The organism is Micromonospora sp. NPDC049101, assembly GCF_040648675.1.
Classification (GTDB): domain Bacteria; phylum Actinomycetota; class Actinomycetes; order Mycobacteriales; family Micromonosporaceae; genus Micromonospora.
On record NZ_JBEZED010000003.1, the window covers coordinates 298,978 to 325,139 of the forward strand.

Annotated in this window: 23 protein-coding genes; 13 read left to right on the plus strand and 10 right to left on the minus strand. The window is 73.3% G+C overall.

The features are described from left to right. Nucleotides 1–54: 54 nt before the first annotated feature. The 3 genes from AB0B57_RS05540 to AB0B57_RS05550 form a co-directional block, all read right to left on the minus strand. Complete coding sequence (locus tag AB0B57_RS05540; protein WP_357065379.1) at nucleotides 55–462, minus strand: GntR family transcriptional regulator; 408 nt, start codon at nucleotides 460–462, stop codon at nucleotides 55–57. 346 nt (nucleotides 463–808) lie between these two features. Further along, complete coding sequence (locus AB0B57_RS05545; protein ID WP_357065380.1) at nucleotides 809–1,081, minus strand: hypothetical protein; 273 nt, start codon at nucleotides 1,079–1,081, stop codon at nucleotides 809–811. Nucleotides 1,082–1,163: 82 nt separating this feature from the next. After that, nucleotides 1,164–3,461, minus strand: coding sequence for a M64 family metallopeptidase (locus tag AB0B57_RS05550; RefSeq protein WP_357065383.1), 2,298 nt, complete (start codon nucleotides 3,459–3,461; stop codon nucleotides 1,164–1,166). 296 nt (nucleotides 3,462–3,757) lie between these two features. On the opposite strand from AB0B57_RS05550, the gene AB0B57_RS05555 reads away from it, so the two are divergent. The 4 genes from AB0B57_RS05555 to AB0B57_RS05570 all read left to right on the plus strand — a co-directional run bounded on the left by AB0B57_RS05555 (nucleotide 3,758) and on the right by AB0B57_RS05570 (nucleotide 7,803). Beyond that, nucleotides 3,758–4,870 (plus strand): hypothetical protein, encoded by a 1,113-nt coding sequence (locus AB0B57_RS05555; protein ID WP_357065385.1) that lies wholly within the window; start codon nucleotides 3,758–3,760, stop codon nucleotides 4,868–4,870. 31 nt (nucleotides 4,871–4,901) lie between these two features. After that, nucleotides 4,902–5,951: a nitronate monooxygenase gene (locus AB0B57_RS05560; protein WP_357065387.1), complete on the plus strand. Its 1,050-nt coding sequence runs from the start codon at nucleotides 4,902–4,904 to the stop codon at nucleotides 5,949–5,951. Between the two features lie 54 nt (nucleotides 5,952–6,005). Beyond that, nucleotides 6,006–7,106: an SRPBCC family protein gene (locus AB0B57_RS05565; RefSeq protein WP_357065388.1), complete on the plus strand. Its 1,101-nt coding sequence runs from the start codon at nucleotides 6,006–6,008 to the stop codon at nucleotides 7,104–7,106. A gap of 67 nt (nucleotides 7,107–7,173) precedes the next feature. Next, nucleotides 7,174–7,803, plus strand: coding sequence for a hypothetical protein (locus AB0B57_RS05570; protein WP_357065390.1), 630 nt, complete (start codon nucleotides 7,174–7,176; stop codon nucleotides 7,801–7,803). Between the two features lie 42 nt (nucleotides 7,804–7,845). Here the strand turns inward: AB0B57_RS05570 and AB0B57_RS05575 are convergent, their stop codons facing one another. Beyond that, a complete protein-coding gene (locus AB0B57_RS05575) occupies nucleotides 7,846–9,882 on the minus strand; it encodes a glycosyl hydrolase family 28-related protein (protein WP_357065391.1) in 2,037 nt (678 codons plus the stop codon). Nucleotides 9,883–10,102: 220 nt separating this feature from the next. Between AB0B57_RS05575 and AB0B57_RS05580 the strand changes: the two genes are divergently transcribed. Both AB0B57_RS05580 and AB0B57_RS05585 read left to right on the plus strand, forming a co-directional pair. Further along, nucleotides 10,103–11,206, plus strand: a complete 1,104-nt coding sequence (locus AB0B57_RS05580; RefSeq protein ID WP_357065393.1) for a PIN domain-containing protein — start codon at nucleotides 10,103–10,105, stop codon at nucleotides 11,204–11,206. 175 nt (nucleotides 11,207–11,381) lie between these two features. Then, entirely contained in the window at nucleotides 11,382–14,042 is a 2,661-nt protein-coding gene (locus AB0B57_RS05585) for an AAA family ATPase (protein ID WP_357065394.1), read from the plus strand. A 267-nt stretch (nucleotides 14,043–14,309) separates the two neighbouring features. On the opposite strand, the gene AB0B57_RS05590 is transcribed toward AB0B57_RS05585, so the two are convergent. Beyond that, nucleotides 14,310–15,128: a hypothetical protein gene (locus tag AB0B57_RS05590; protein WP_357065396.1), complete on the minus strand. Its 819-nt coding sequence runs from the start codon at nucleotides 15,126–15,128 to the stop codon at nucleotides 14,310–14,312. Here AB0B57_RS05590 and AB0B57_RS05595 point away from each other — a divergent pair. The 3 genes from AB0B57_RS05595 (at nucleotide 15,106) to AB0B57_RS05605 (ending at nucleotide 16,931) form a co-directional block, all read left to right on the plus strand. Continuing rightward, a complete protein-coding gene (locus AB0B57_RS05595; RefSeq protein WP_357065397.1) occupies nucleotides 15,106–16,137 on the plus strand; it encodes a hypothetical protein in 1,032 nt (343 codons plus the stop codon). The genes AB0B57_RS05590 and AB0B57_RS05595 overlap by 23 nt on opposite strands. A 159-nt stretch (nucleotides 16,138–16,296) precedes the next feature. After that, complete coding sequence (locus AB0B57_RS05600) at nucleotides 16,297–16,518, plus strand: hypothetical protein (protein ID WP_030335934.1); 222 nt, start codon at nucleotides 16,297–16,299, stop codon at nucleotides 16,516–16,518. Between the two features lie 254 nt (nucleotides 16,519–16,772). Further along, on the plus strand, nucleotides 16,773–16,931 hold the full coding sequence (locus tag AB0B57_RS05605) for a hypothetical protein (protein ID WP_357065399.1): 159 nt from the start codon (nucleotides 16,773–16,775) through the stop codon (nucleotides 16,929–16,931). 254 nt (nucleotides 16,932–17,185) lie between these two features. Here AB0B57_RS05605 and AB0B57_RS05610 read toward each other — a convergent pair whose 3' ends face one another. Beyond that, entirely contained in the window at nucleotides 17,186–17,734 is a 549-nt protein-coding gene (locus AB0B57_RS05610; RefSeq protein ID WP_357065401.1) for a DUF1062 domain-containing protein, read from the minus strand. 297 nt (nucleotides 17,735–18,031) lie between these two features. Between AB0B57_RS05610 and AB0B57_RS05615 the strand changes: the two genes are divergently transcribed. Further along, a complete protein-coding gene (locus tag AB0B57_RS05615) occupies nucleotides 18,032–19,306 on the plus strand; it encodes an MFS transporter (RefSeq protein ID WP_357065403.1) in 1,275 nt (424 codons plus the stop codon). A 260-nt stretch (nucleotides 19,307–19,566) separates the two neighbouring features. Here AB0B57_RS05615 and AB0B57_RS05620 read toward each other — a convergent pair whose 3' ends face one another. From AB0B57_RS05620 to AB0B57_RS05630, 3 genes are all read right to left on the minus strand, one after another. Continuing rightward, nucleotides 19,567–20,628, minus strand: a complete 1,062-nt coding sequence (locus AB0B57_RS05620; protein ID WP_357065404.1) for a Gfo/Idh/MocA family oxidoreductase — start codon at nucleotides 20,626–20,628, stop codon at nucleotides 19,567–19,569. 87 nt (nucleotides 20,629–20,715) lie between these two features. Further along, nucleotides 20,716–21,381 carry a response regulator transcription factor gene (locus AB0B57_RS05625; RefSeq protein ID WP_357065406.1) on the minus strand — a complete coding sequence of 222 codons (666 nt, stop codon included), beginning with the start codon at nucleotides 21,379–21,381 and terminating at the stop codon, nucleotides 20,716–20,718. Further along, the gene (locus AB0B57_RS05630; protein WP_357065408.1) at nucleotides 21,369–22,658 is read right to left on the minus strand and encodes a histidine kinase; all 1,290 of its coding nucleotides are present in this window, start codon (nucleotides 22,656–22,658) and stop codon (nucleotides 21,369–21,371) included. The genes AB0B57_RS05625 and AB0B57_RS05630 overlap by 13 nt, the downstream gene beginning before the upstream one ends. 153 nt (nucleotides 22,659–22,811) lie before the next feature. Here AB0B57_RS05630 and AB0B57_RS05635 point away from each other — a divergent pair, with 153 nt between their 5' ends. From AB0B57_RS05635 to AB0B57_RS05645, 3 genes are read left to right on the plus strand one after another with little or no spacing between them, the layout of a single operon-like run. Beyond that, nucleotides 22,812–23,513 carry an SDR family oxidoreductase gene (locus AB0B57_RS05635; protein WP_357065410.1) on the plus strand — a complete coding sequence of 234 codons (702 nt, stop codon included), beginning with the start codon at nucleotides 22,812–22,814 and terminating at the stop codon, nucleotides 23,511–23,513. Beyond that, on the plus strand, nucleotides 23,507–25,141 hold the full coding sequence (locus AB0B57_RS05640; protein ID WP_357065412.1) for an MFS transporter: 1,635 nt from the start codon (nucleotides 23,507–23,509) through the stop codon (nucleotides 25,139–25,141). The genes AB0B57_RS05635 and AB0B57_RS05640 overlap by 7 nt, the downstream gene beginning before the upstream one ends. Before the next feature lie 58 nt (nucleotides 25,142–25,199). Continuing rightward, entirely contained in the window at nucleotides 25,200–25,976 is a 777-nt protein-coding gene (locus AB0B57_RS05645) for a TetR/AcrR family transcriptional regulator (RefSeq protein WP_357065414.1), read from the plus strand. On the opposite strand, the gene AB0B57_RS05650 is transcribed toward AB0B57_RS05645, so the two are convergent. Continuing rightward, nucleotides 25,960–26,142 (minus strand): hypothetical protein, encoded by a 183-nt coding sequence (locus AB0B57_RS05650; RefSeq protein ID WP_357065415.1) that lies wholly within the window; start codon nucleotides 26,140–26,142, stop codon nucleotides 25,960–25,962. The genes AB0B57_RS05645 and AB0B57_RS05650 overlap by 17 nt on opposite strands. Between the last annotated feature and the right edge of the window lie 20 nt (nucleotides 26,143–26,162).

A 26,162-nucleotide genomic window follows, 5' to 3' on the forward strand; every position in this document is an offset into this window, starting at 1 on the left:
TCGCGGCGGCGCGGCGCTTGTTTCGGTGTCTGGTGGTTCGCTCGCCGCGCTCGCTCAGGCGGGCTCCTTCTGCGGGGCGTCGTCGGCGAGGGTGGCGCGCAGCGTGGTCTCCACCAGGGCGATGACGTCCTCGGCCGAGAGGCCCGCGTCCTGCGCGCGCTGCAACCAGGCGACCAGGTCCTCGCGGAGCTCGGCCTGGTTGGGCAGGGACGCGCCGGCCAGGGTGCGCTGCACAAAGGTGCCCACCCCGGGTCGGCCACCGACCAGACCCTCGATCTCCAGCTCCCGGTACGCCTTCAGCACCGTGTTCGGGTTGATCGCCAGTGACTGCGCGACGTCCCGGACCTTCGGCAACTGGTCGCCCGGCGTCAGCAGACCGACGCGCAGCGCCTGCTTCACCTGCTGCACGAGCTGCATGTAGGTGTTCACCTTCGACCGGCTGTCCAACACGAACTCGATCACTCGCGATGATCCTTCCTGTTGTCCTACGACAGTAGGACTAATAGACAGCTTTATCGGTGCCCTCGTCGCTGTCAAGCACGACGCGGCGCGTCGCGGCGGCCAGCTTCCGTGGTGGCGGCCCGGGTGCTGCGGACAGCCTGGAGGGGGTGCACGCCGGGCTCGCCAGAGCATCGGCACCGCGGCGGCTCTGCGGGTCGTCGCCGGTTGAGCTTCGTTGGCCACCCGTCCAGGTGCGGACGTCCGCACAAGCGTGATGCCGGTGAGTCATCTTGATGACTCACCGGCATCACACGTGTTGGCGACCCTGCCGCCGGCGCCGGTGCGGCCGGGCCGACGGCATACGCGGTCAGGTGCGGCGGCCCTCGTCGCGGGTGGAGATCTCCTGGCGCTGTTCCAGGGCGTCGGCCGGGTTGGCGTCGGCCGGCAGCGACGTCACCTCCTCGAGCGTGCCCGCCGGGAGGGCGCCCTGCTCGGCCAGGTCCGCCTCGGACGCTTCCGGGTCGACGTCACCCGACACCCGGTCCGGCGGCCCGTAGTCGACGGCGTCCTGCCGTTGCTCGTGGGCGTCCGCCTCCGGGGGAGGAAACGTGTCGCCCTGATCATCTGAGTACGTGCTCATCGGAGCCTCCTGCCCGGCGGTTGTCGACATGCCGCCGGGCCGCTGCCTACCCCGCACCGCGAAACTCAGACCTGCCACCCGGTCACGATCCGCTGGCGCGGCAGTGCCCCCCGGTCGTGCCCCGGACCGTCGTCGGGGCGCCAAGTTCCACGGGTGCCGGGCCGCCCGTGCAGCTCAGCGCGCCCACCTGGCCGCCGGCGAGGATGGGCGCCGACGCGGTGCCGGTCAGCGCCAGCGGCCCGGCGACCCGCGCTCCCACCACCGTGACGTGGTCGGTGGTGCCGGTCAGCGCCACCGCGCCGCGTACCTCGGTGTTCAGCAGCTCCACCACGGCGGCGCGGGAGGAGGCCAGGCTGCCGGCGATGGTGGATCCCTCGGCGACCAGGGCGGCGCCGGCCGCGACGGTGACCGGGCCGGCCACTGTCGCCGTGCGCAGGCAGGTGACGCCGTCGGTGACCGTCAGCGGGCCGGTGTGCCGGCCGGTGACCACGCGGCTGCAGGCCGGTGGTGGCGGGATCAGGGTGGCCACGAACGCGCGCGCGGCCCCGATGTTGCCGACCGCGTCGATGCCCCGGTAGTCGATGGTGTGCCGGCCGTACCCGGGGGACCGCTCGGTGAACGGGGACACCGACAGGCCGCCCGAGCCGAGGTTGCCGTAGACCAGGCCGTCCACGTCGGTGCCGGTGGCGGTGAACCGGAACGGCGACCGGGCGTCGGTGGGCCAGCCGTAGTAGTTGTGCCACCCGTCGCCGTCGAGCCGGAACTCGGCGGTGACCTGCCCGGCGCTGTCGTCCGTGCCGGTGAGCCCCATGGTGAAGGGGCCGTTGTACACGTACTCGGTGGGTCGGCCCGGCCGGGTCACGGTGAGCAGCGGCTCGGAGAGGGCGGACGTGACGTCGGGTCCGGTCGCGTCGACAGCCCAGGTGCGGGTCACCACCGCCCGGGTCACCGGGTCGCTGACCCGGGCGGTCAGCCGGTGGGTGCCGCGCGACAGCCGCAGAGCGCCCAACTGGACGTCCCGGTCGCTGCCCGTGTCGGCCACCGGTCGGCCGTCGAGCGACCAGCGCACGCGTGGGACCCGGTCGGTCGGCTGGCTGGTCCGCACGTACACCACGTCGCGGGCGCCGACCGGTCGGTCGGTCGCGGTGGAGTCGGTGATCGCCGGTGGCTGCGCCACCGGCGGGGTGCGCACACCGGTGTCCACCGTCCAGGTGCGGGTCTGGGTCAGCGAGGGTGCGCGGCGCACCGCCGGGTCGCGGACGAACTCCGTCGGGTCGGTCACCGTGGCCGTCACGGTGTGCCGGCCGGGCTTGAGGCGCAGCGTCCGCAGGTCCAGGTGGCGGGCGTTACCGGTACGCGGCACCGCCCGGCCGTCCACCGACCACGTCACGGTCAACGCGTGGCTCACCGGGTGCAGGGTGTCCACCCAGAGCAGCCGGTCCGGGCCGACCGGCTGGTCGGTGGCCGTGCCACCCTCGACGATGCCGACCCGGCCCGCGATCCGCTCGGTCAGCTGCTCCCGGCCGACCTGGTCGAAGTAGAAGCCCAGCGACTTCATCATCGAGTGCCGGCTGGGCCGCCACACCCCGCGTTGGAGGTACAGGCCGCCCTCGTAGCGGCCGATCGTGCCGCCCGCCTCGCTCGGCTCGCCCAGCCAGCGCCACCACTTGGCGCGGGTGTCGCGCATCTGCCGCTCGGTCAGCACCGTGTGGTGCGCCGAGTCCGGTTCCGGCCCCTCGTACGTGTCGCCGGGCACCCCACGGCCGTAGTAGTCGTACTCGTCCTGCAGGCCACCGAGCGAGTGCCCCAGCTCGTGCGGGCTGATCAGCGCGGAGAGCGCGTTGCCGCCGGAGGCGGTGGCGTTGCTGCCGCCCGCCCCACCGTAGGTGCCGCTGTTGGCCAGGGCGATCAGCTGCCGGTTGCCCGGGGTGGTGCCGACGGCCAGATCGGCGTACGCGTTCGCGGCGGCGCCGTCGACGGTGAGCAGGCGTTGCACGCTGGCCGGGTTGCAGCCACCCCAGAAACCCATGTCGAGGACGGTGTCGCGCTGCGGCGCGGACAGGCCGGGGTCGCAGTCCACCCCGGACTCGGGTGAGACGATCTCGACGGCGTAGACGTTGAAGTAACTGCGGTAGGACTTGAACGGCTCGATCGTCCACAGGGTGTTGAGGTGTCGGTCCACGTGTGACCGGAAGGCCGGCAGGTCGGCCTCGGTGTAGCCGTCGCCCAGCAGCACCAGGTTGAACCGTTTCGCCGGATCACCTGTCACCTGGATCGGCACCACCGTGGCGGCGTCCACCGGTGCGGCCGCGGCCGGTGTGGCGACCGCCAGCCCCGCCGCGACGAGCGCCGCGACGCACAACCCCGCTCTGATCCGCACCCCGCGCCCCTTCCGTCGTGCCGGGCGGCCGGACGGCGTCGGACGTCGGACCCGGCGGGGCGCCGTCGCCCGGGTCGGCCGTGACCGCGGTCACCTCGGACCGTACCGGGGTGCGGGCCGACACGTAAGCCCGCGCCGTCCCCGGCGCATCGTGGGGGCTGGGTGACCGTTCGGCTCGCGGGGTGACAGCACGTCGACGACGCGCGCGGCCACCTCCCCGCGCCGGCCACGCCGGTGGCCGGGATCGGCCAGGATGGGCAGGTGGCCGGTCTCGGCCGCGACGAGGAGGGTGGGCGATGCGGGTAAGCGGGCGGTTGACCTGGGGGCGGCGTACCCGTGCGGGTGTGGCGTCGGCGGCGCTGCTCGCCGCGGCGGTGGCGCCGGCCGTCGCGCTGACGCCGGCAGCGGCGGCGGGTGCGGCGGCGGCCGGGACGCCCGTCTGCCAGGTGCGCGACGACCGGCTCCGGGAGCTCTCCGGCATGGTCGCCACCGACGACGGGTACGTCATGATCAACGACGGTGCCGACGACGAGGCCCGCCGCCGGATCTTCTTCCTCGACAAGCGTTGCAAGGTGGTCCGGGCGGTGGCCTACCCATCCCGCCCCCGCGACACCGAGGACCTGGCCATCGGCCGCGACGGCACGGTCTGGGTCGCCGACATCGGCGACAACGACCACTCCCGGGAAACGATCGCCCTCTGGCGGCTCGCTCCCGGGGCGGACGAGCCGGTGCTGCACCGGATGACGTACCCGGACCGCCCGCACGACGCGGAGGCGTTGCTGCTCGACGCGTCCGATCGGCCGGTGGTCGTCACGAAGGGCGGCAGCGGCACCGTCTTCCTGTACGCCCCGACCGCCGCGCTGCGGTCCGGGGCGACGACGCCGTTGGCCTCGGTCGGCCAGGTGACCCTGCCGACGACGAACACCAGCAACCCGTTCTCGTTCCTCGGGCGCGGCGTGATCACCGGCGCGGCGAGCGCGCCGGACGGGCGCCGGGTGGTGCTGCGCAGTTACGCCGACGCGTTCGAGTACGACGTGCCCGACGGCGACGTGGTCCGCGCGCTGACCGCCGGCACCGCGCGGATCACCCCGTTGCCGGACGAACCCCAGGGCGAGTCGATCACCTACAGTCGCGACGGCCGCTCGTTGCTCACCGTCTCCGAGTCCGCCGACCAGCCACCCGGCACCCGTCCGACGATCCTGCGCTACCCGGCCACCGACGGACCGGCCACCGCCGCGCGCCCGACAGATTCCGCCGCTTCGGCGTTGCCCACCCTCGCCCGACCGATCGCCGAGGACACCACCGGCCCGGGCAACCGCACCTGGCTGGTGGCGGCCGGCGTCGGAACACTCGTGGCGCTGCTCGGGCTGGCCGGTGTGCTGCGGAGGAGGCACACGGCGCGCCGGTGACCCAACTCCGGCGGTGCGGCAGGATGGTGGGATGTCCGTGCTGTCCACGTTGCGTCACCCGATCGTCGCGGCCCCGATGGCGGGCGGCCCGTCCACGCCAGCGCTGGTGGCAGCCGTCTCCGCCGCCGGTGGGTTGGGCTTCCTGGCCGCCGGGATGATCGACACCGAGCGGTTGACCGCCGACATCGCGCAGGTTCGCGCGCGCACCGACCGGCCGTTCGGCGTCAACGTCTTCCTGCCCGACCCCGGCGGCGTCGACGAGGCCGCCGTCCGGGCGTACGCCGAACGGCTCGCCCCGCAGGCCGCCGCGCGCGGGGTGCGCCTGGGTGAGCCGGTCGGCGGGGACGACGCGTACCCGGAGAAGGTGGCCGCGCTGCTCGCGGACCCGGTCGGAGTCGTGTCCTTCGTGTTCGGGCTGCCCGAGCGGGCGGTGGTGGTCGCGCTGCGCGAGCGGGGCACCGAGGTGTGGGCCACCGTCACCCGCCCGGAGGCCGCGGCGGCCGCCGCCGACCTGGGCGTGGACGCGGTGGTGGTGCAGGGCACCGAGGCCGGCGGGCATCGCGGGGGTCTGCCGGACGACGACGACTACGCGCTGCTGCCCCTGCTGCGGCTGGCCGCCGCCCGCTGCGACCGGCCGCTGGTCGCGGCCGGCGGCATCGTCGACGGCCCCGCACTGGCCGCCGTGTTGGCCGCCGGCGCCGCCGCCGGGCAGCTCGGCACGGCCTTCCTGCGCTGTCCGGAGGCGGGCAGCTCGCCGATGCACCGCGCGGCGGTGGCCGGAACCACGCCGACGGCGCTGACCCGGTCGTACACCGGCAAGCGAGCCCGGGGAATGGCCAACGACTTCCTTCGCCAGCACGACGCGTCGGCGCCGACCGGTTACCCGCAGGTGCTGCACCTGACGCGTCCGCTGTTGGCCGCCGCCCGGCGCGACGGGGACGCGTCGGTCGCCAACCTGTGGGCGGGGCAGGCGCACCCCCTCGCGCGGGACCTGCCGGCGGCCGAGGTGGTCGCCGGGGTGAGTGCCGGTGCCCGAGCCGCGCTGGCGGCGGCGGTCGAGCGGTCGACGCGCTGGGGCTGACCGGCAGCCTCGGGCGGTCGGGACCGCCGGCCGGGAAACCCGTAGAGTCTCGCCGTGATCGAGATCGGTGCGCAGGTCGACCTGTCCCACCCGCCGGACCGGGTCTGGCGCGCACTGGCCGATCGGTCGCTGCTCGGACGGTGGTTCGCCGAGGCCGACACGGTCGAGGGTGTCGCGGACCGCCTGCTGCTGCACACGGCCGAGTTGCCCGGCTTCGAGGCCAACGTCGAGGTCGAGGTGACCGAGCGGCAGGAGCCGACACTGCTCGTGCTGGCCTGTGACGAGGCCGGCCGGCTCAGCGAGTTGACCTGCGCGGTCACGGCCACCAAGCAGGGCTGCCGGTTGGAGGTGCGGGAGGTCACGACGCACGGCGCGTGGTCCGCCGAGCAACACGACCCCCGCGAGCAGCAGTTGCGCCAGGCGCTCACCGTACGTCTGCCGGCGATCCTCGACTGGCTCGCGTTCCAGCAGGTCGACCTGCGCCGCGGCGACGGCGCGCTGACCGCCGAGCTGCCGCTGGTCGGCCCGCGCGGCGCGTCCGGCCGCACCCGCCGCCGACGTCGCACACTCGTCGTCGCGGTCGCCGGGGCCGTGCTGGTGGCGGGGACGGCGGCCTGGCTGACGTTGCCGCCGGAGTCGAAACCCGCCGCCGCACCGGCGCCGACAACCTCACCGTCGCCGTCCGTGACGGCCGGCAAGACCGCCGTCGCGCCGACGGCCACCCCCTCGGTGCGCCCCGCGCGGACCACCGCGTCGGCCACCACCCGCCCGAGCCAGACCCCGTCGGCGACGCCCTCGCCCACGCCCGAGTCCGCCGCGCCACCCCCGCCACCCCCACCACCGGCGGCCGTGGTGGCCCGGTACGAGACCGACTCCAGCCGACTGTTCGGCTACACGGGTGAGATCGTGGTCGACAACCCGGGCGGCGCACCGGTGGCGGACTGGGCCGTGGTGGTCACCCTCGGCGAGGGCACCACGCTCGACGACGTCGACGGCGCGAACTGGCGACAGGACGGGCGGACGATCACCTTCACCGGAGCCGCCGTGGCGGCCGGGGGATCCCAGACGATCAGCTTCGACGTCCGCGACAGCCGGCCGAAGGCCCGGGGCCCGGAGAGCTGCGTGATCGGCGGGCAACCCTGCGCGGGCCTCTGACCAGGCCGTGTGTCGAAGTCCTCGGCCGGCCAGGGGCTTTGACACACGCACGCCCTAGGCTGCCGTCATGGCACTGCTGCACAAGGCGACCCTGCGCCCCACGAAGCTCGAACTGCTGGCGATCTGGCTCCCCGACCGACCCTGGTACACCGGGCCCGCCGCTGCCGAGGTGGTGAGCCGAGGGGCCTACCGCTTCGACGATCCGGCCGGCGAGGTCGGCATCGAGACGATACTGGTCGGGGCCCCCGACGGGCCGGTCCACCACGTTCCGCTCACCTACCGAGCCGCACCCCTCGACGGTGCGGACACCTGGTTGGTCGGCACCACCGAGCACTCGGTGCTGGGCCGGCGCTGGGTGTACGACGGCTGCGTCGACGAGGTGTACGCTGCCGCGCTCGCCCACGCCATCCGCACCGGCTCCGGCCAGGCGGAGCAGTACTTCGAGGTGGACGGTCGGCGTGAGGTGCGCGAGCCGAGTGTGACGGTCACCGTCAGCGGCGCCGGGAACACCGACGCGGCACCGGTCGGCGCCGTGCGCCGGGTGGTCGACGAGGACACCACGCTCGTCGTCACCGACTCCGTCGAGTTGGTCGTCGTCCGTCGCCCCGGCGCTGTCGACGCCGCCGGTGCTGCCCTGCTCGGCAGCTGGGACGGGCAGCCGACGAGCGTGCCGCTGGCGTACGTCCGGACCCGCTGACGGTGCGGTGGGCGGCCCGACTCGTCGAGCCGCCCACCGCGTTCACCACTGCGCCGGAGGCGGGGGCGGCGACACGGGCGGCCGGTCGTCGCAGGTGATGGTGTTGGGCAGCAGCCACGGCGCGAGCCACCCGCCGTCGTTGCCGCCGAGGTCGGTCAGCGTGAACTCCGAACCGGCCGGGGTGAAGTGGAACGAACCGCAGTTGTTGACCGCCACCGCACCCACGTTGCGGGCGTCCACGTTGGCGAACGACGCCGACCCGGCCGAGCGGGCACTGACCACCGACGTGCCGGTGCCGTCGACCCGGACGTCCCGGAACCGCACGTTGGAGATCGAGTAGAGGTCCTTCACCGGCCAGTCGCTGACCAGCATGATCGCGTTGTAGGTGCTGTCGAGGTACGCGTCGCCGGTCACCTCGACGGCCGCCTCGATGCTGCGGTCCAGGGCGAAGACCCAGATCGCGCCGAGCCCGATGTTCCAGTTCAGCTCGTACGTGCCGGCGCGGGCGGTGGTGTTGTTGGTGAACCGCAGGTGCCCGGTGAACGGCTCGGCGCCGAAGCGGGCACCGGCGTGTAGACCGCTGCCCTCGCGGACCGGGTCGGCGACCAGGTTGTGCGAGACGGTGGTGTCGGTGCCGCCGTAGATGGCGATGCCGTTGGCCAGCGTCGGTGACTGCACGGTGTTGTGGTCGAACGTGTTGCGCGCGTTGGCCGTCTTCTCCGACCACATCGCCAGACCGTCGTCGCCGGTGTTGCGGACGAAGTTCTGCGCCACCAGGGAGTCGGTGACGCCGGTGTGGAAGTTGAGCGCGTCGGCGATCTGGTCGACGACGATGTTGTTGGTGACGCGGACGTTGCGCATCGGCCCGTCGAACCACAGGCCGGCCTTGGTGTGGTGCAGGTAGAGGCCGTCGATCGTGGAGTCGCTCATCGCACCGCCGATGGCGTTGACCTGGTCGGTGTCGATGCGCTCCCGGACGTCCCCCTCGATCGCGAAGCCGGACAGGTGCACGTTGTGGCTGCCGCCGTCGGCGGCGTCGCGGCCGTAGAACCCGACGCCGGTGTGCACCGAACCGTCCGGCGCGGGGGTCGGCAGGGCGACCTCCCGGCCCTTGATGGTCGTGTACCAGTTGCCGGCGCCCTCGATCGTCACGTCGTCGACGATGATGTGCCGGTTGACCTGGTAGGTGCCCGGCGGGACGTACACCGTGAGGTGGGCGCGTCGGGCGAAGGCGATGGCCCGGTCGAGTGCGTCGGCGGAGTCCCGCCGGCCGCTGGGGTCGGCGCCGAACGCGAGCACGTTCGCCGCGAGCAGTCGGACGTGCGGCGGCGCGACCAGCTCGGAGTCGAGCAGGTCGATGACGGTCCAGGCGGCGGCGCTGCCGGTCGGTGCGGTCAGGCGGATCGTGTCACCGGCCCGGTAGGTGCGTCCGAGCAGCAGCCGCTGCTCGTCGTAGAAGTGGGTGGGCCGAAACGGCGTGCTGATGACCGGGGTCGGCGTGGTGGCCGCCGGCACGCACTGGCACTCGGTGATCCACCAGTCCGGGTGCAGCAGCCCGGCCGACGGGTCGTTGGTGAACGGGTACTGGTTGTAGAGCCACGAGTACTGCGAGGTGAGGGTCATGGTGCGCAGGTGCTTGCCGTTGACGGCGACCCGCAGCGGCGCGGTGATCCCACCACCCTGTGGCGCGTCCGGGATGCTGTACCGCACGGTGATGCCGTTGGCCGCGCTGGGCAGGACGAACTCCACGTACTCGCCGGGGGTGAGCCGGACCGCCCGGCGACCGGAGGCCTCCGCGGGCAGTGTGTAGGCGGACCGGTCGGGGCCGATGACCTCGCCGTTGGTGCGGGCGTTCTCCGCCTCCTGCTCGACGAAGTCGACGTCGGCGCCGCGCCCGGCGACAAGCGCCGGGTCGAGGGCGGCGCGGGTGACCACCGGCCGCGCGGCGGCGGACGCGGATGGACCGGCGACGGCCACGGCGGGTCCGGCGACCAGCACGGCGAGGCCGGCCGCGAGCGCGACGGCGGCGCCGGTGGGCCGGCCGGGTCGTCCCCGTGCGGACAGGATGCTGCGAATCATCGGTGACCCTCCTGGGTGGGTGGTGGTGGAGGTCCGCCCGGCGCTTCCCCGACGCCCGACATTGATCGCCATGATGCAGCACCGGACATCGCTCTGCAAGACGACAATCGAAGCACGAAAATAGACGACTATTAAGCCGCAAGAAATGGACGATTGGCGAGTTGAGGTGTCGCGCCTCGCCTGCGCCCGGACCGGCCACGGCCGGCGTACGCTGGGCCGCGTGGATCAAGAAGACCGGATCGCCCTGTTCCTCGACTACGAGAACCTCGCGTTGGGGGCACGCGACCACCGTGGCGGCGCGGACTTCGACTTCCGGCCGATCGCCGACGCGCTCGCCGAACGGGGGCGGGTGGTGGTCCGTCGGGCGTACGCCGACTGGTCCTACTTCGACGAGGACCGCCGGATGCTCACCCGGTCCCACGTCGAGCTGATCGAGATCCCGCAGCGGATGGGTGCCTCCCGCAAGAACGCCGCGGACATCAAGATGGCCGTCGACGCGATCGAGCTGGCGTTCGAGCGTGACTACATCTCCACCTTCGTGATCTGTAGCGGCGACAGTGACTTCACCCCGCTGGTGCACAAGCTTCGCGAGTTGAACAAGCGGGTCATCGGCGTCGGGGTCGAGGGGTCGACGTCGGCGCTGCTCCCACCCGCGTGCGACGAGTTCCTCTACTACGACCGGCTGGAGGGTGTGGACATCCCGCCGACCCGCAGCCGGCGTGGTCGTCCGACCCGGCAGTCCAGCTCCGACCAGCGCCCACCCGAGACGGAGCTGGAGCGGGAGCCGGAGCCAGAGCCGGAGGTGGGCCGTCGACCCGCCGGCGAGGAGCCCGGCCGGGACGTGGACGCACTCGCCGTCCAGGTCGCCCAGACGGTGGCCGGGTTGCAGGGCAGCGCCAACGGCGAGGTCACCGCCTCCCGGCTCAAGCGCACCCTGCTGCGCAAGGACCCGACGTTCAGCGAGTCCGACTACGGGTTCCGTACCTTCGGGGAACTGCTGCGGCACCTCGCCGAGCACAACGTGATCGAGCTGGCCGAGGGGCCCGCGAAGGGTGACCCCGAGGTCTCGCTGCCCGAGCACGGCGACCGGGAGGTGGCGTTCGGTCTGCTCCGTGGGGTGGTGGCGGAGCTCGGCAGCAGCGGCAACCCGGTGGCGCTGTCCGGGTTGAAGAACCAACTGCGGCGGGCTCGGCCCGACTTCAGTGAGAAGAAGCTCGGTTACCGCAGCTTCCTGCAGTTCTGCAAGGCCGCGGCCACCGGCGGGGCTGTCGACCTGCGGTGGAGCCCCGAAGCTGACGACTACCTGCTGACCACCCAGGGCTGAGCGCCGGGCCCGGGTGCGCCCGGCGGCGGGTCCTGGTGCGCCCGGCGGCGGCCCCGGTGCGTCTGACGGCGCGGCCCGGTGCGCTCGACGGCCCATCGACCGCTGTCGAGCGGGAGTGCCGGACCTGCCCATAGGGTGGGCGGTAGGGCTGCCCGAGGGCGAGGTGAGGGTCGTCATGCCGGGACGTGGCGAATGGACGCTCGTCGGCCGCGACGACGAGCTGAAAATCATCGAGGACGTCGTGTCGGCGCGACTGCCGGGGCTGGTGCTGGTCGGTGACGCCGGGGTGGGTAAGACGCGGCTGCTGCGGGAGGCGCTCGCCCGCGCGGCCCAGGACGGCGTGGAGTGTCACTGGGTCTCCGCGACCGGAGCGGCCCGCTCGATCCCGTTCGGCGCGGTCTCGCACCTGATCCCCGCGCCGACCCGACCGCGTGCCGATCCGGTGGGGCTGGTCGGCACGGTCGAGCGCGACTTCGCGCGGCGCGGCGGCGGCCGTCCGATCATGATCGGCATCGACGACGCCCACCTGCTGGACGAACCCTCGGCCGGGCTGCTGCACCAGCTCGCCGTGCACGGCCTGGCCGTGGCGGTGGCGACCGTCCGGGCGGGCCTTCCGCTCTCCGACGCACTCACCTCGCTGTGGGCCGGTTCCGGCCGGCGACTGGACGTCCGCCCGCTGCCGGCCACCGCGGTGGAGCACCTACTCGACGAGGCCGCGCCCGGCCCGCTCGACGCGATCAGCCGCCGCCGGCTGACGCGGCTCGCCGACGGCAACCCGCTGCTGCTGCGGGAGTTGCTGGCCGACGCCATGGACACCGGCGGGCTCCGCGAGTCGCGGGGGGTCTGGCGGTGGCGCGGCACCGCGTCGGGCAGCCCTCGGCTGGCCGAGCTGGTCAGCGCCCGGCTGCGTGCCCTGGAACCAGCCGCCCGCCAGGTGTCGGAGGTGGTCGCCTGCGGCGAACCGCTCTCGCTGGCGCTGCTGGAACGGTTCACCGACCCGGTCGCCATCGAGGCCGCCGAACGCAGCGGCATGGTGGTCGCGGAACGCTCCGGTGCCCGCACGGCGCTGCGGATGGCCCATCCGCTCTACGGGGAGGCGCTGCGCGCCAGCATGCCGGCCAGCCGGTCCCGCACCGTGTTCGGGCAACTCGCCGACGTGCTGGCCAGCATGCCGCTGCGGCGGCGGGACGACGCGCTCGTCGCCGGGGTGTGGCAACTTCGGTCGGGCAGCGTCCGGCATCCGGACATCGCGCTTGCCGCCGCCCGGCAGGCCATCGACAGGTTCGACATCGACCTGGCCGAGCGGTTGGCCCGCACGGCGTACGACGCCGCGCCGGGCTGGGAGGCGCAGTGGCTGCTGGCCCGGGTGTTGCAGTACCAGGCGCGCAGCCAGGAGGCGCTCGACATGCTTCCGCCGGCCCCGCCGCCGGGCAGCAAGCGCCTCGCCATGTGGGCGATCACCCGCGCCGGCCTGCTCTACTGGGGCCTGGACCGGATCGACGAGGCCCACGAGACACTGCGGCTGGTGCCGGCCGGCTCGCCCGGCCACGACCTGGCCGAGGCCACCAGGTCGTGGGTGCTGTTCTACGACGGCCGGTGCGAGGCCGCACTGGCCGTCGGCCAGGCCGTGCTGGCCCGGCCCGACACCGGGGTACGGGCAGCCAGTTGGGCGATCATGGGGGCGGCCTCGGCGGCCGGGATGCTCGGCCGGCTCGCGCTCGCCGACGAGCTGGCGGAGCGGGGCCGGGCCGTGCTCGCCGCCGAACCCGAGCGGATGCCGTGGAACGAGGCGCAGGTCGGGCTGGGGCTCTGCTACGCCCGGTACGCCGCCGGCGAGCTGGTCGGAGCCGCCGACCTGGCCGATCACGGCTATGCCGCGGCGGTGGCCAGCGACGCGCGGGGAATGGTCGCCGTGTGGGCCGGGTTCCGGGGGATCGTCGCCAAGACCCAGGGACGGCTCGACGCCGCCGAGGCCGACCTACGGGAGGCCATCGCACTTGTCGAGGAGAACGACCAGTACCACCTGGTGCGCACGTACTGGGCGGCGTTGGCGGGGGTCCGCGCCCTCGCCGGTGACCCGTCCGGCGCCCGCCGCTGGCTGGCCGCCGCGGACGCCCGGGAGCGCGCCGCGAACCGGATCTTCCACCCGTGGGTGGAGTTGGAGCGCGCGTGGGTGCAGGTGGCCGAGGGGGATCTCACCGCCGCGATCCGTACCGCCCGGCACGCCGCCGACCTGGCTCGGGGCAGCGAACAACCCACCATCGAGGCGGTGGCGCTCTACGAGTGCGCGCGGCTGGGCGCGCCCGACTCGGTCCGCGACCGGTTGGGCGCTCTCGCCGACCGGCTCGGCGGGCTGGCCTCGACGCTCGCCAGCGCGACCGACGGTCTGGTCCGCGATGACGGGCCGGTGCTGGAGACCGCCGCGGGTGACCTCGTCACCCGCGGCCACACCCTGCTCGCCGCCGAGGCGCTCGGTGCCGCAGCCCGGGCGTACGCGCGCCGCGGCCGGCCCCGGGTGGCGGTGGCGCAGCGGGCCGCGACGCTGGCGCGGGACTGCCTGGCGGTTCGGACACCCCTGCTCACCGCGACCGCGGCGGGCGCCGAGGAGGCGACGCTGACCCGCCGGGAGCGGGACGTCGCGATGCTCGCGGTGACCCTGCCCAGTCGCAGCATCGCCGACCGCCTCGGGTTGTCGGTCAACACCGTCAACAACAACCTGGCCCGCGTCTTCACGAAGCTCGGCGTTCGCAACCGCCGGGAGTTGGCCGTGGTGCTCGGCCACGACCGGCCGGGGCCGTCGGACAGGTCACCGGGTGCGACTCATCCTCCACAGTAGGTAAGGGCGACTGATCTACCGGGGTTACCGCACACCTGCCTACCGTGCGGTAACAACTACCGGCGCACCTCAGTCCCTGGAGGACGGCATGAGCCACGCACACCCGGGTGGACCGCCAGGACCGCGACCCACCAGGTCGTTCCACGTCCACAATGCTCTCTTCGCCGCCGGCGTGGCGGCGGCGGTGGCCATGGTCACCGCACTCGTCGCCCCGGCAGCCGGCGGCGCACCGGCCACACCCGTCGCCGCCAGCGCGGAGCGGGCGTCCTACGAGGCGCCAGCGTGCACCCGCGAGCTGGAGGGTACGACCTGGCTGCTCGACCCGTGCGTCAAGCCGGGCGAGAAACTTCCGGTGGAGGTGGAGGCGCGGCTCGCGCGGATCCGTACCCAGAAAGCCGCCGCCGCTGCCGACTGCCCGGACCCGACCGGATCGCCGTCGGCCTCGACCGCACCGACCCGGGCGACCCGGCCGCCCGTGACGACCGAGCCGGTCGCGAAGCGGGCCCTCGCCGCCACCGCGACCGCACCCACCACGACGGGTTCACCCAGCGCGACGGCGTCACCCAGCGCGACGGCGTCACCCAGCGCGACGGCGTCGCCCACCGGCACACCCTGCCCCTCCGGCAGCGCCTCGCCGTCGGGCAGCACCTCGCCGTCGGGCAGTGCGTCCCCCTCGGGCAGTGCGTCGCCGTCGGGCAGTTCCTCGCCGTCGGGCAGCTCTTCGCCGTCGGGCAGCTCTTCGCCGTCGGGCAGCTCTTCGCCGTCGGGCAGTGCGTCGCCGTCGGGCAGTGCGTCGCCGTCGGGCAGTGCGTCGCCGTCGGGCAGCTCTTCGCCGTCGGGCAGTGCGTCGCCGTCCGGCAGTTCCTCGCCGTCCGGCAGCGCGTCGCCGTCCGGCTCCGCGTCGCCCAGCGGCTCGCCGGAGCCGACCGACCCGCCCAACCCGACCGACCCGCCCACCGGCGGACCGCCGTCGCCGCCGCCCCCGCCGCCGACCGGCTGCCCCAACGTGGCCGGCAACCCCACGCTCGTGGACGCGAACAAGGACCGGATCCGCTGCCGGGAGGTGCAGACGGTCACGAACGACACGGTGCTGACCCTGACCGGAGACTCGATCAGTTCGGCGCACCACCAGTTCGGCTTCGGGGTGGGCCCCGGCTGCCCGATGACCTCGTTCGACGGTCGCGGCATGCCCGGCAACAACGGCGTCTACAGCTACGGCCGGCGCTACTTCGACCTCAACGGCAGCGTCGTGGACTACGACAACTACGCGCGCACCGGCTACGGCACCGGCGACATCATCGCCGGCCGCGCGGGCCCCGACGCGTGCGGCAACGCCTGGGGTCGGGTGGCCAGCCCGCTCGGCCTCGCCACCGCCCGGATCGCGAAGGCGAAGGCGGACGGCCACAACGCGTACCACGCCACCACCGGCGGTGTGAACAACACCAACTGGAACACCGTGCTGATCCGGCTGGCCATGTGTCGCGCGCTGGAGTTCGCGGGGGAGAGCCTGAACCCCACAGGTCTGTTCCGCTTCGAGTGGGCGGCCGTCGGCGGCAAGCAGGGCATCGTCACCAACGGCGGTGGCTGCAACTTCTGGCTCGACCTGCCGGCCGGCGAGGACTACTACATCAACATCGGGGTGCCGCGTTACGACGGCCCGGCTCAGTACGCCGGCATCACCGCCGACGCCACCACCATCGTCAACTCGCTGCTGGCCGCCGGCGCGGACAAGGTCGTCTGGATGCTCTACTACGACATCACGCCGGCCAACGTCGACATCGGCCAGTATTCCTGGGCGAAGCTCAGGTCGCTGCTGCCCACCGGGTTGCAGTCCTACCTGCCGGCGGCCCCGGTGTCGACGCTGCAACCGCTGATCGACCCGCTCTGGGTGGGCACCGTGCGAACCGTGATCAACGATCTCAACTGGGCGGTCCAGCTCGGTGTGCCGTTCGACCCGGCCGTCCGGGTGGCGTTCCCGCCACCGTTCACGCCCGGTGACATCCAGATCACGGCCGAGGGCGGCTCGCCGCATCCCAGCCCCGCGGGCCAGGACGCGTTGGCGAACACCCTGGCCGGTGTGCTCAACGGCATGTGACCCGCCCCCCTGATCCGTCGCTCAGGACGGGGAGGATCCGCCGTTGCGGGTCCTCCCCGTCGACGCATGGGCCGAAATGCGCCGGAATTACGGCTATCGCCCTGGTATATGCCTACCTGCGACGTACCCTCGACGCAAAAATTGCTATACGGTCGGCGAATGAAGGTCGAGGAGCATTGGTGGAACGGAGACACGACCCCGCGCGGACGCCGGGACGTGTATATCCGTACTGACGGGCAGGGTTGGGAGGTCCGCGCCCAGATCGGTGGGGCGTCGGGTCGTGAGCGGGTGCAGCAGTGCCCAAGCCGGGCCTCGGCGGCCATCCTCGCCGACGCGTGGCGCGGCACCCACCCATCCTGGCGCGAGCTGAAGCAGCGCTGATCCGGCACCGGGCCGGGCCGGCAACGCTCCTGGGCTCCAGCCCGGTGCGCTCCCCGGCCGGCCCGGCGCTCGGCTCAGCTCACCAACGACGTTCAGGTCATGGCCTGTGCGGTTCCTTGATCAGTAAGTCGTCTGCGGCGTCGGATGTGACCACTCCTCATCAAGTGATCGAGGAACAGCGCGTGCGGCCCGTGTCCTCGCCGTCAGGCCGGGTACACGGAGGTCGGCCAGCCGTGCCCGATGGAGGTCGCCCCATGTCGCAGAGCCCGGACGAGGAGAACCCCCGGCTCGACGAGGAGGTCCGGGAAGCCGAGCGCCGGCTGGCCGACCTCACCACCTCATCGGACGACGCGCTGACCGACGACGACGCCCGCGTGCCCGATGACAGCCCGTCCGAGCAGGACGCCGACTAGCCGGCCCGTCACCGCCCACCGACCTTGCCCCCTTGATCCACTCGGGTTTGGTGATAACGCGGTATCCCGGACGCCGGGATGCCGCGATATTCATGAAGGCGAGTGGATCATGGCCGTCGGCACCGGGAAGTGCGCGGCTTCTGACCGGTGGCCCCTCAGCACCTGGACTCGCGCTGGTCGTGCCGGGGTGGAGTCGTGGGGTGGGCCTGCCCGGCGGATCTGGCCGAGCAGGCCCACGGTCGGCGAAGGAGAGCTCAGTGTTTGAGCGTGAAGGTGAAGTCCCCGGAAAGTCTGCCGCGCAACCGGACCGCCGAGACGAGCTTCCCCTCCATGATCAGTCTGTCGACCTCGGCTCGCGACAGACCGAAACCGTCAGCGATCAGTCGTACCGGCCGGACCGGGATCCGCGCCGCGAAGCGGACCGAGACGTCGACCGTCTCGCCGTCCGGGTGCTCCGATCCGCCGGTGTCGAGACGCCAGGCGTCGTCCCAGTCGAGGGCGACGCGGTTACGGCGTTGCACGACCGGGGCCTGGAGCAGGTCGGCGGTCAGTGTCGGGTCGTTGTGGTGCAGCCGGTCCAGCAGCTCGGGTCGGATCGAGCGTACGGTCACCCGCTCCAGGACCGCGAGCTTGGCCGTGTCCCCGCAACGGGTGCAGAGCACGAGGAGCCAGACGTCGATGAGCTTGTGGTTGGCGTTGACGCGGAATTTACCGCTTGGCCGGAAGCGCTCGGACGCGCACGCATGGCAGCGGCGGCGAACGAGCGGCAGGCAGGTGGGCACGACGGCCCAGTGAGTGCGCACAGAGGTACACCGGTTCCGTGAGAGGTCCGCAGCAAAAAGGGGCGCGGCGCACAGGCGCGACGCGCGACACATCAGCGCTCGGGAAGACTCACAGGGTGTACAACGGCACGTCCTTGCCTAGACGACCTGGTTCCGCAGCACGGTAGGCGCGCGAACCGCTGCCCCTCCACCGGTTTTCGGCGCATCGAGAGCGCCGGGACCACCCGCTCATCCCCTCGATGGAAATCGCGTTGATCGAAAGTTGTCGGCTCACTACGGTGCGTACGTCCGAGCGCAGGCGCGAGGAGCGGAGCTGACGTGACAGGTCCCACCGGCGCCGACGAGCCCACCGGCGGCGGGATGCGTCTGCTGCGACACAACCCGGCCTTCCGGGCGCTGTGGTCGGCTCGCGTCATCTCGTACGCGGGCGACTCGCTGAGCCTGGTCGCGTTGATGTTGCACGTGGAGGACAGCACCGGTCGGGCGTTCGCGATCGCACTGCTGCTGCTCGTCGGTGACTTCGCGCCGGCGCTGCTCGGCCCGCTCACCGGGGCGCTCAGCGACCGTTTCGACCTGCGCCGGGTCATGATCGGCGCGGAGTTGGTCCAGGGTGGTGTGCTGCTGCTGATCGCCGTACTGCTGCCGTCGTTGCCGGTGCTGCTGGCCCTGGTGGCGGTCCGGGCGATCGCCGGGCAGGTGTTCCAGCCCGCCTCCCGGGCGGCGGTGCCGGCCCTGGTACGCGACCGGGACCTGGAGTCCGCGAACTCCACTGTCGGGTTCGGCACCAACGGCGGCGAGGTGATCGGTCCCCTGCTCGCGGCGGCGCTGTTCCCGCTGGTGGGCGTACGCGGGGTGCTGCTTGTGGACGCCGTGTCGTTCCTGCTCTCGGCGGTCCTGCTGGCGTCGCTGCCGAGGATGTTGGTGCCCGTCGACGGCGATGCCGGCCGGGGTTCGCTGCTGCGCGACGCGCGGGTGGGCCTGGGCTACCTCTGGTCGACCCCGGTGGTCCGGGTGGTCGCGCTGGGGTTCTGTGCCGTCGTGGCGTTCAACGGCGTCGACGACGTGGCCCTGGTCCTGCTGGCCACCGAGACGTTCGACGCTGGCGGCTCGACCGTCGGGTTGCTGCTGGGCGCGGTCGGGCTCGGGTTGTTCGTCGGCTACCTGTTGCTGGGTCGGTACGGGGTGCGGGCGTCCACCGTCGGGCTGTTGATCGCGGGGTTCGCCATCAGCAGTGTCGGCAACCTGCTGACCGGGCTGGCCTGGGCGGTCGGCGCCGCCATCGTCATGCAGGCGGTCCGCGGACTGGGGATCGCGGCCATGGACGTCGCCTCCAGCACGTTGCTGCAACGGGTCGTCCCCGAGGCGATGCTCGGCCGGGTCTTCGGCAACCTGTACGGCGCGATCGGAATCGCCGCCGCGCTCTCCTACCTGGGCGGTGCCGTGTTGCTCGACGTCACCTCGGCCCCGACCACGCTGCTGGTCGCCGGCGCGGGCGGCACGCTGGCCACCGTCGCCACCGCCTGGGCACTACGGCGGAGCCTGCGCCGGACGACCCGCCCCGCCGGCACCGTCGAGCCGGAGCAACGGGCGTAGCCCGCCCGCGGCGCGGCCGGAACAACGAGCCTGCCCGCCCGCGGCGCGGCCGGAACAACGAGCCTGTCCGCCCGCGGCGCGGCCGGATCGACGGGCGTTGCCCGGCCACGGCAGAACCGGAACCAACGAGCCTGCCCGGCCACGGCAGAACCGGAACAACGAGCCTGCCCGGCCACGGCAGAACCGGAACAACGAGCCTGCCCGGCCACGGCGGAGCCGGAGCGACGGGCAGAGCCCGGTCGCGGCACAGCCGGCGTCGGTCAGGCGGTCGGGACCGGCAGCACCGCTCCTTCGGCCGCCGACCGGTGCGCCAGCTCGATCAGCTCGACCGTGGCGACCGAGTCCCGAGGGTCCACCGGCATCGGCGTGCCGTCGCGCAGGGCCGTCGCGACCTGCGCGTAGAAGCTCTGGTACGCGCCGGGCTCGGTCGGCACCGGCCGCAGGTCACCGTCGACGCCGAGCATGCCGTAGCGCTCCGGCGGGACCTCGCCCCAACCCGGCTGGCCCGGTCGGCCGCCCTCGTGCAGCGCCGCCTCCTGCACGTCGAGGCCGTACGTCGTGTAGCCGGCCCGGTCGCCCAGCACCCGCAGTCGGGGCCCGAGCTGGGCGGTCACCGCGCCCATCCACAGGTGCGAGTGCACCCCGTTGGCGTGGGTCAACGCCACGAAGGCGTCGTCGTCGACCGCCGCACCCGCACGGCGGCGGTCCACCTCCGCGTAGACGCGGTCGACCCGGCCGAACAGCTGCACCGCCTGGTCGACGAGGTGGGCGCCGAGGTCGAAGAGGGCGCCGCCGGCCTCCTCCGGACCGGCAAGCTCCCGCCAGCCCGGCTTGATGGACGGACGGAACCGCTCGAACCGGGACTCGAAGCGCAGCACGCGCCCCAACTCGCCCTGCTCCACCAGCCGGCGGGCGGTGAGGAAGTCGCCATCCCAGCGCCGGTTCTGGAAGACCGTCAGCGGCACCCCACGCTCGGTCGCCTCGCCGATCAGCGCGCGGCCCTCGGCGCCGGTCGGGGAGAGGGGCTTGTCGACGACGACCGGCAGCCCGGCGGCGAGGGCCGCGCGGGCCATCGGCACGTGCTGCCGGTTCGGCGTCGCCACCACGACCAGGTCCAGAGCGTCCGGGGTACGCCACAGCTCGTCGGCGTCGTCGACCAGGCGGGCGTCCGGGAAGTGCTGTCGGGCCTGCTCGCGTCGCTGCGGATCGCGGGTCACGATCGCGTCGAGCCGCAGCCCCGGGGTCGCGGCGATCAGCGGGGCGTGGAACACCCGACCCGCCAGCCCATACCCCAGCAGACCAACCCGCAGCGCCTCCGCCATGCCGTACCCCCGTCTCGCCGGTCCGCGCCCTTCGCCGGCGGCGGCACCGCCTGCCGAATCTACGCCCCGATCTCGGCCCGGTGCTGGTCAGCCCACCGGGTCGCTGCGCAGGTAGGTGAGCACCGCGAGCACCCGGCGGTTGGTGTCGTCGCTGGGCGGCAGGTCGAGCTTCAGCAGGATGTTGCCGACGTGCTTGCCGACCGCCGCCTCGGTGACGTGCAGTCGACCGGCGATCGAGGCGTTCGACCGGCCCTCGGCCAGCAGCGCCAGCACCTCGCGTTCGCGGCCGGAGAGCGCGGCCAGCGGATCGCGCGGGCGGTGCAGCAGTTGCCGCACCACGTCCGGGTCGATGGCGGTGCCGCCCGCCGTGACCCGGCGCAGCGTGTCGACGAACTCGGTGACCTCGGCCACCCGGTCCTTGAGCAGGTAGCCGACCCGTTGACCGTCGCCGCTGTCCAGCAGCGCCGCCGCGTACCCGGTCTGCACGTACTGGCTGAGCACCACCACCGGCAGGTGGGGCCGCTCGGCGCGTAACGCGACGGCCGCGCGGAGCCCGTCGTCGCGGCGGCCCGGCGGCATCCGGATGTCGGTCAGCACCAGGTCCGGTGTGTGCTCGCGGGCGGCGGCCAGTAGCTCGGGTGCGGAGCCGACGGCGGCGCACACCGTGAACTCGAAGCGGGTCAGCAGCGCGACCAGGCCCTCCCGCAGCAGCACCTCGTCCTCGGCGAGCACCACGCGGGTCATCGACGGCACGGCAGCTCCACCCGGACCAGGGTAGGCCCGCCGGGCGGGCTGGACAGCAGCAGCCGGCCGTCCACGGCGGCGACCCGGTCGGCGAGACCGGTCAGGCCGGTCCCCCGGGTGGGGTCGGCACCGCCACGCCCGTTGTCGGACACCTCGACGACGAGGTCCCCGTCGACCCGGGTGAGGCGTACCTCGGCGTGGGTCGCCCGGGCGTGTCGGGCGACGTTGCTCAGTGCCTCGGACACCACGAAGTAGGCGGTCGTCTCCACGATTTCCGGCAGCTCGCCACGCAGGTCGGCGTGCACGGTGACCGGGATGGTGGCGACGTCGGCCAGCTCGCTGGCGGCACCGGCCAGACCGAGGTCGGTGAGGCTCTGCGGGCGGATGCCGTGCACCAACTGCCGCAACATCACCATCAGGCCCCGCGCCTGGTCGTGTGCCACGGCGAGGGGTCGGGCGGCGGGGGAGTCCTCGGGTACGTCCAACTGGGCCAGGCCCAGCTGAAGGGTGAGACTGGTCAGCCGTGGCTGTGCGCCGTCGTGCAGGTCCCGTTCGATCCGGCGCCGTTCCGCCTCGTACGCGCCGACCAGCCGGGTACGCGAACGGGCGACCTCGCGCAGTGCCACCGCGTCGACCGGCCAGGCCAGTGCCCAGCGGGTCACCTCCGCCTGTGCGGCGGCGACCAGACCGGCCGCGTAACAGAAGACCGGCAGGAGCAGCACCGCCACGATGGCGTACGGGATGGCTTCGCCGGTGGACTCGATCGGCTGCCAGATGACGACCGGCTCGGCGTCGCCGGCCAGCCAGGGGCTGGTGATCATCCCGAGGTCGAGCAGCACCAGCAGTAGGAACACCCAGTACACGACCGGCACGAACCCGCCCAGGCAGAACAGGTAGACCACCTCCCGCCAGGCGCCGGCGCTGCGGTAGCGGGCGACCAGACCCGGCCACGACGGCGCGGGCAGCGGACGGTTGTCCACGAGCCGGAGCCGCCACCGCTCGATGACGGCCACCGGGTAGCTCACGATCGGCGCCAGCGCCAGCAGGCCGAGGCTGCTGACCGCCAGGAACAGCAGGAGCGCGACGCCGGGCGGCCGACCGTCCAGCAGCAGCCCGTTGGCGGCGGCCAGCAGCGGTGCGCCGACGATGAGCAGCCCGATGGCGAGCAGGCCCGCGATCGGCACGGTGCTGATCGCGTAGGCGAGTGCCCGCCAGGGCCAGACGGAGATCAGCCAGTCGCGGCGACGCAGCGCCTCGGCCAGCCGAGTTGGGGATTCCGGGGTCATGCCGCAGACGCTAATCGGGGACGACCGGGCGCCCCAGCCGTCCAGATCCACTTTTCGGGGTAGGTCCAGCACTACCGGCCGATCGGGTGTGCGGGGTCTGGAAACGGGAAGAACGCGGCGCGCGTGACCTGTCCGGACGGCGGCTGGAGAGACATGGGTGCCAGAACGTTCGTGGTGGTCGGCGGTACCAGCGGGCTCGGCCTCGCGGTGGCCCGGCAGTTGGTCGACGAGCACCAGGTCGTGGTGTTCGGCAACGAGCCGGCCGAGGTCGCGGCCACGGCCACGGCCGACGAGCTGGGGTGCGACGGCGCGGTCTGCGACGTCTCCTCCGACGAGCAGGTCCGGGCGGGCTTCGCCGAGGTGGTGCGGCGCCACGGCACGATCGACGGGGTGGCGGCCTGCGCCTCGATGTGGGCGGGCGGTGAGCTGGCGGACCTGTCGGTGGAGCACATCCGCCGGGCCGTGGAGGTCAACGTTCTGGGCCTCACGTACCTGCTGCGGGAGGTGGTGGGGCACCTGCACCGGCAGGGCCACGGGAACGTGGTGTACATCGGCGCGCTGGCGCTGGCGGCCCCCCGGCCCGGCATCCCCGTCTACCGGGCCACCAAGAGCTACGGCAGCAGCCTTGTCGACTCGTTGGCCGAGGCGCAGCACAGCAACCGGATCAAGGTGATGCAGCTGCATCCCGGGCCGATGCCGACGCGGTTGCAGGAACGGGTGGGTGCCGAGTTCCTGGACGAGGTGTACGCCATGCCGGAACAGGTCGCTACCGAGGTCGTCCGGCTCCTGCTGCTCGAACCCGACGACCTCTACGTCTCCGGTGAGCGCGTGCTGCGCGCGGACGGGCGGTGGTGACGGCCGCAGCCGGACCCGACGACCGTCCGGCCTCGGCGTGGGCGCCCCTGCGGACCGCGGTCTACCGCAACCTGTGGCTGGCCCTGCTCGTCGCCAACATCGGCACCTGGATGCAGACGGTCGGTGCGCAGTGGCTGCTGATCCACCACTCCCACGCCTCCACCCTGGTCGCGCTGGTCCAGACCGCGAGCCTGCTGCCGGTGCTGCTGCTGGCGTTGCCCGCCGGAGTGTTGGCCGACAACTTCGACCGCCGGCACCTGCTGATCGCCGTGCAGTTGTTCCTGGTCGCGGTGGCGGTGGCGTTGACGCTGCTCACCCAGACCAACCGGATGCCGCCGGCGCTGCTGCTCACCCTCACCTTCGCGTTCGGGGTCGGGCAAGCGCTCACCCTGCCGGCCTGGGCGGCGGTGATCCCGGAGCTGGTGCCGCCCGACCAGCTACGGTCGGCGTCCGCGCTCGGCTCGATAAGCGTGAACGTGGCCCGGGCGGTCGGGCCGGCGGTGGCCGGCGTACTGATCGCCCGCACCGGCGTCGCCCCGGTCTTCGGCTTCAACGCCGTCGCGTTCGCCGTCTTCACCTACGCGCTGTGGCGCTGGCGGCCCGGCAACGCCCGCGCGGTCGAGGTGCCCGAGCGGTTCACCGCCGCGTTGCGTGCCGGCAGCCGGTACGTACGCCACTCGCCGACCGTCCGCCGGCTGTTGCGCCGGGCGCTGGTCTTCGTGGTCCCGGCCAGCGCGCTGTGGGCGTTGCTGCCGCTGGTGGCCGCCCGGCGGCTGGGGCTGGGCTCCGGCGGCTACGGGCTGCTGCTGGCGGCCCTCGGCGTGGGCGCCATCGCCGGCGGTGTGCTGCTGGCCGTGATCCGCACCCGGCTGTCGGCCAACCAGCTCCTGCTGATCGCCGGGGCGCTGTTCACCGTGGCGTTGACGGTGGTCGGCACCGTGCGGGTCGTACCCCTGGTGCTTCTCGCCCTGTTGCCCGCCGGGATGGCCTGGGTGACGGTGCTGGCCAACGTCAACGCCGAGATGCAGCTCTTCCTGCCCAGCTGGGTGCGGGCCCGGGGCCTGGCCGTCTACCAGGTGTGTTTCGCCGGCGGGCAGGCGGCCGGTGCGCTGGTCTGGGGGTTGGTGGCCGAGATGGCCGGGCTGCTCCTCGCCTATCTCGCGGCGGCGGCGCTGATGCTTGTCGGCACCGCGACGAGTCGGATCTGGCCGTTGCCGGACCTGCGGTCGGTGAACCGGGAACCGGCGGCCTACTGGCCGCAACTGCACCTGGCGCACGAGCCGGACCCGGGGGTGGGGCCGGTGTTGGTCACGGTGCAGTACACCGTCCGGCCGGAGCGGACCCGGTCGTTCCTGGCGGCGATGGACCTGGTGCGCGGGGCACGGCAGCGGACCGGCGCGATGCGCTGGGGGCTGTTCCGGCCGGCCGAGACGACGGACCGGTTCGTCGAGGTGTACCTGGTGCCGTCGTGGGACGAGCACCTGCGCCAGCACGGCGGCCGGTTGACGGGCGAGGACCGTGCGGCCGAGCAGCGGGCCCGGGAGCTGACCGACGCGGAACCGGAGGTGAGCCACCTGGTGCCCGCCGCCGCCGGCCCGACGCTCTCCGACGACCGCGAGGAGGTCTGACCGCGCGGGCCGGCGGGCGACGTACGCCGTACGCCCGCGTTGTTAGGATGGCCGCACCATGGCGAGTGAGCGCAAGGCGACCGCGGACCCGGCCCGCAGCCTGGCCATCCTGTGGCGCACCCGGGAGCCGACCAGCCGCAGCGCCGGGCCGGGGCTCAGCGTCGACCGGATCGTGCGGGCCGCGATCGACGTCGCCGACGCCGAGGGCCTCGACGCGCTGACCATGCGCCGGGTCGGCGAGGCGTTGGGTGTCGGCACGATGTCGGTCTACACCTACGTGCCCGGCAAGGCCGAACTCGTCGCCGTCATGATCGACACCGCGTACGGCGAGATGCCGCGCCCCGCCGTCGAGGGCGACTGGCGGGCTCGGCTGGAGCGGATCGCCCGCGACAACCTCGCGCTCTACCAGCGGCACCCGTGGATGCTCCGGGCCGAGACGACCCGACCCGTGCTCGGTCCGCACCTGCTGGCCAAGTACGACTACGAGCTGGGCGCCGTCGCCGACCTCGGGCTCACCGACGTCGAGATGGACGCGGTGCTCACGCTCGTCCTCGGGCACGTGAAGAGTTCCGCCCGCGCCGCGTCCGAGGTGGTCGACCTGGAACGGGAGACCGGCATGACCGAGGGCCAGTGGTGGCAGTCGCACGCGCCCTGGCTGGAGACGTTCCTGACGCCCGGGGCCTACCCGACCGCCTCCCGGGTCGGCACGGCGGCCGGCCAGCAGCACGGTGCCCCCTACGCCCCGGAGTACGCCTTCGAGTTCGGCCTGCAACGCGTGCTCGACGGGATCTCGGTGGTGGTGGCCGAACGGTCGACCGCTAGCCGGCCTGGTTGAGCCGCAGGCCGGGCACCCGCCGACGGCCGTGCGACCATTCCCGCTCGGCGCGTCTGACGCCGCGCCGCGACCGGGAACAGTCGTGCGCGGGCAGACCGACGTCGCCCGGCCCGATCAGCTCGCGCCGGGCACGCAGGTACTCGCCGAGCGGACCGGCCGTGCTCACCAGCCCATCGTAGGAGCGGC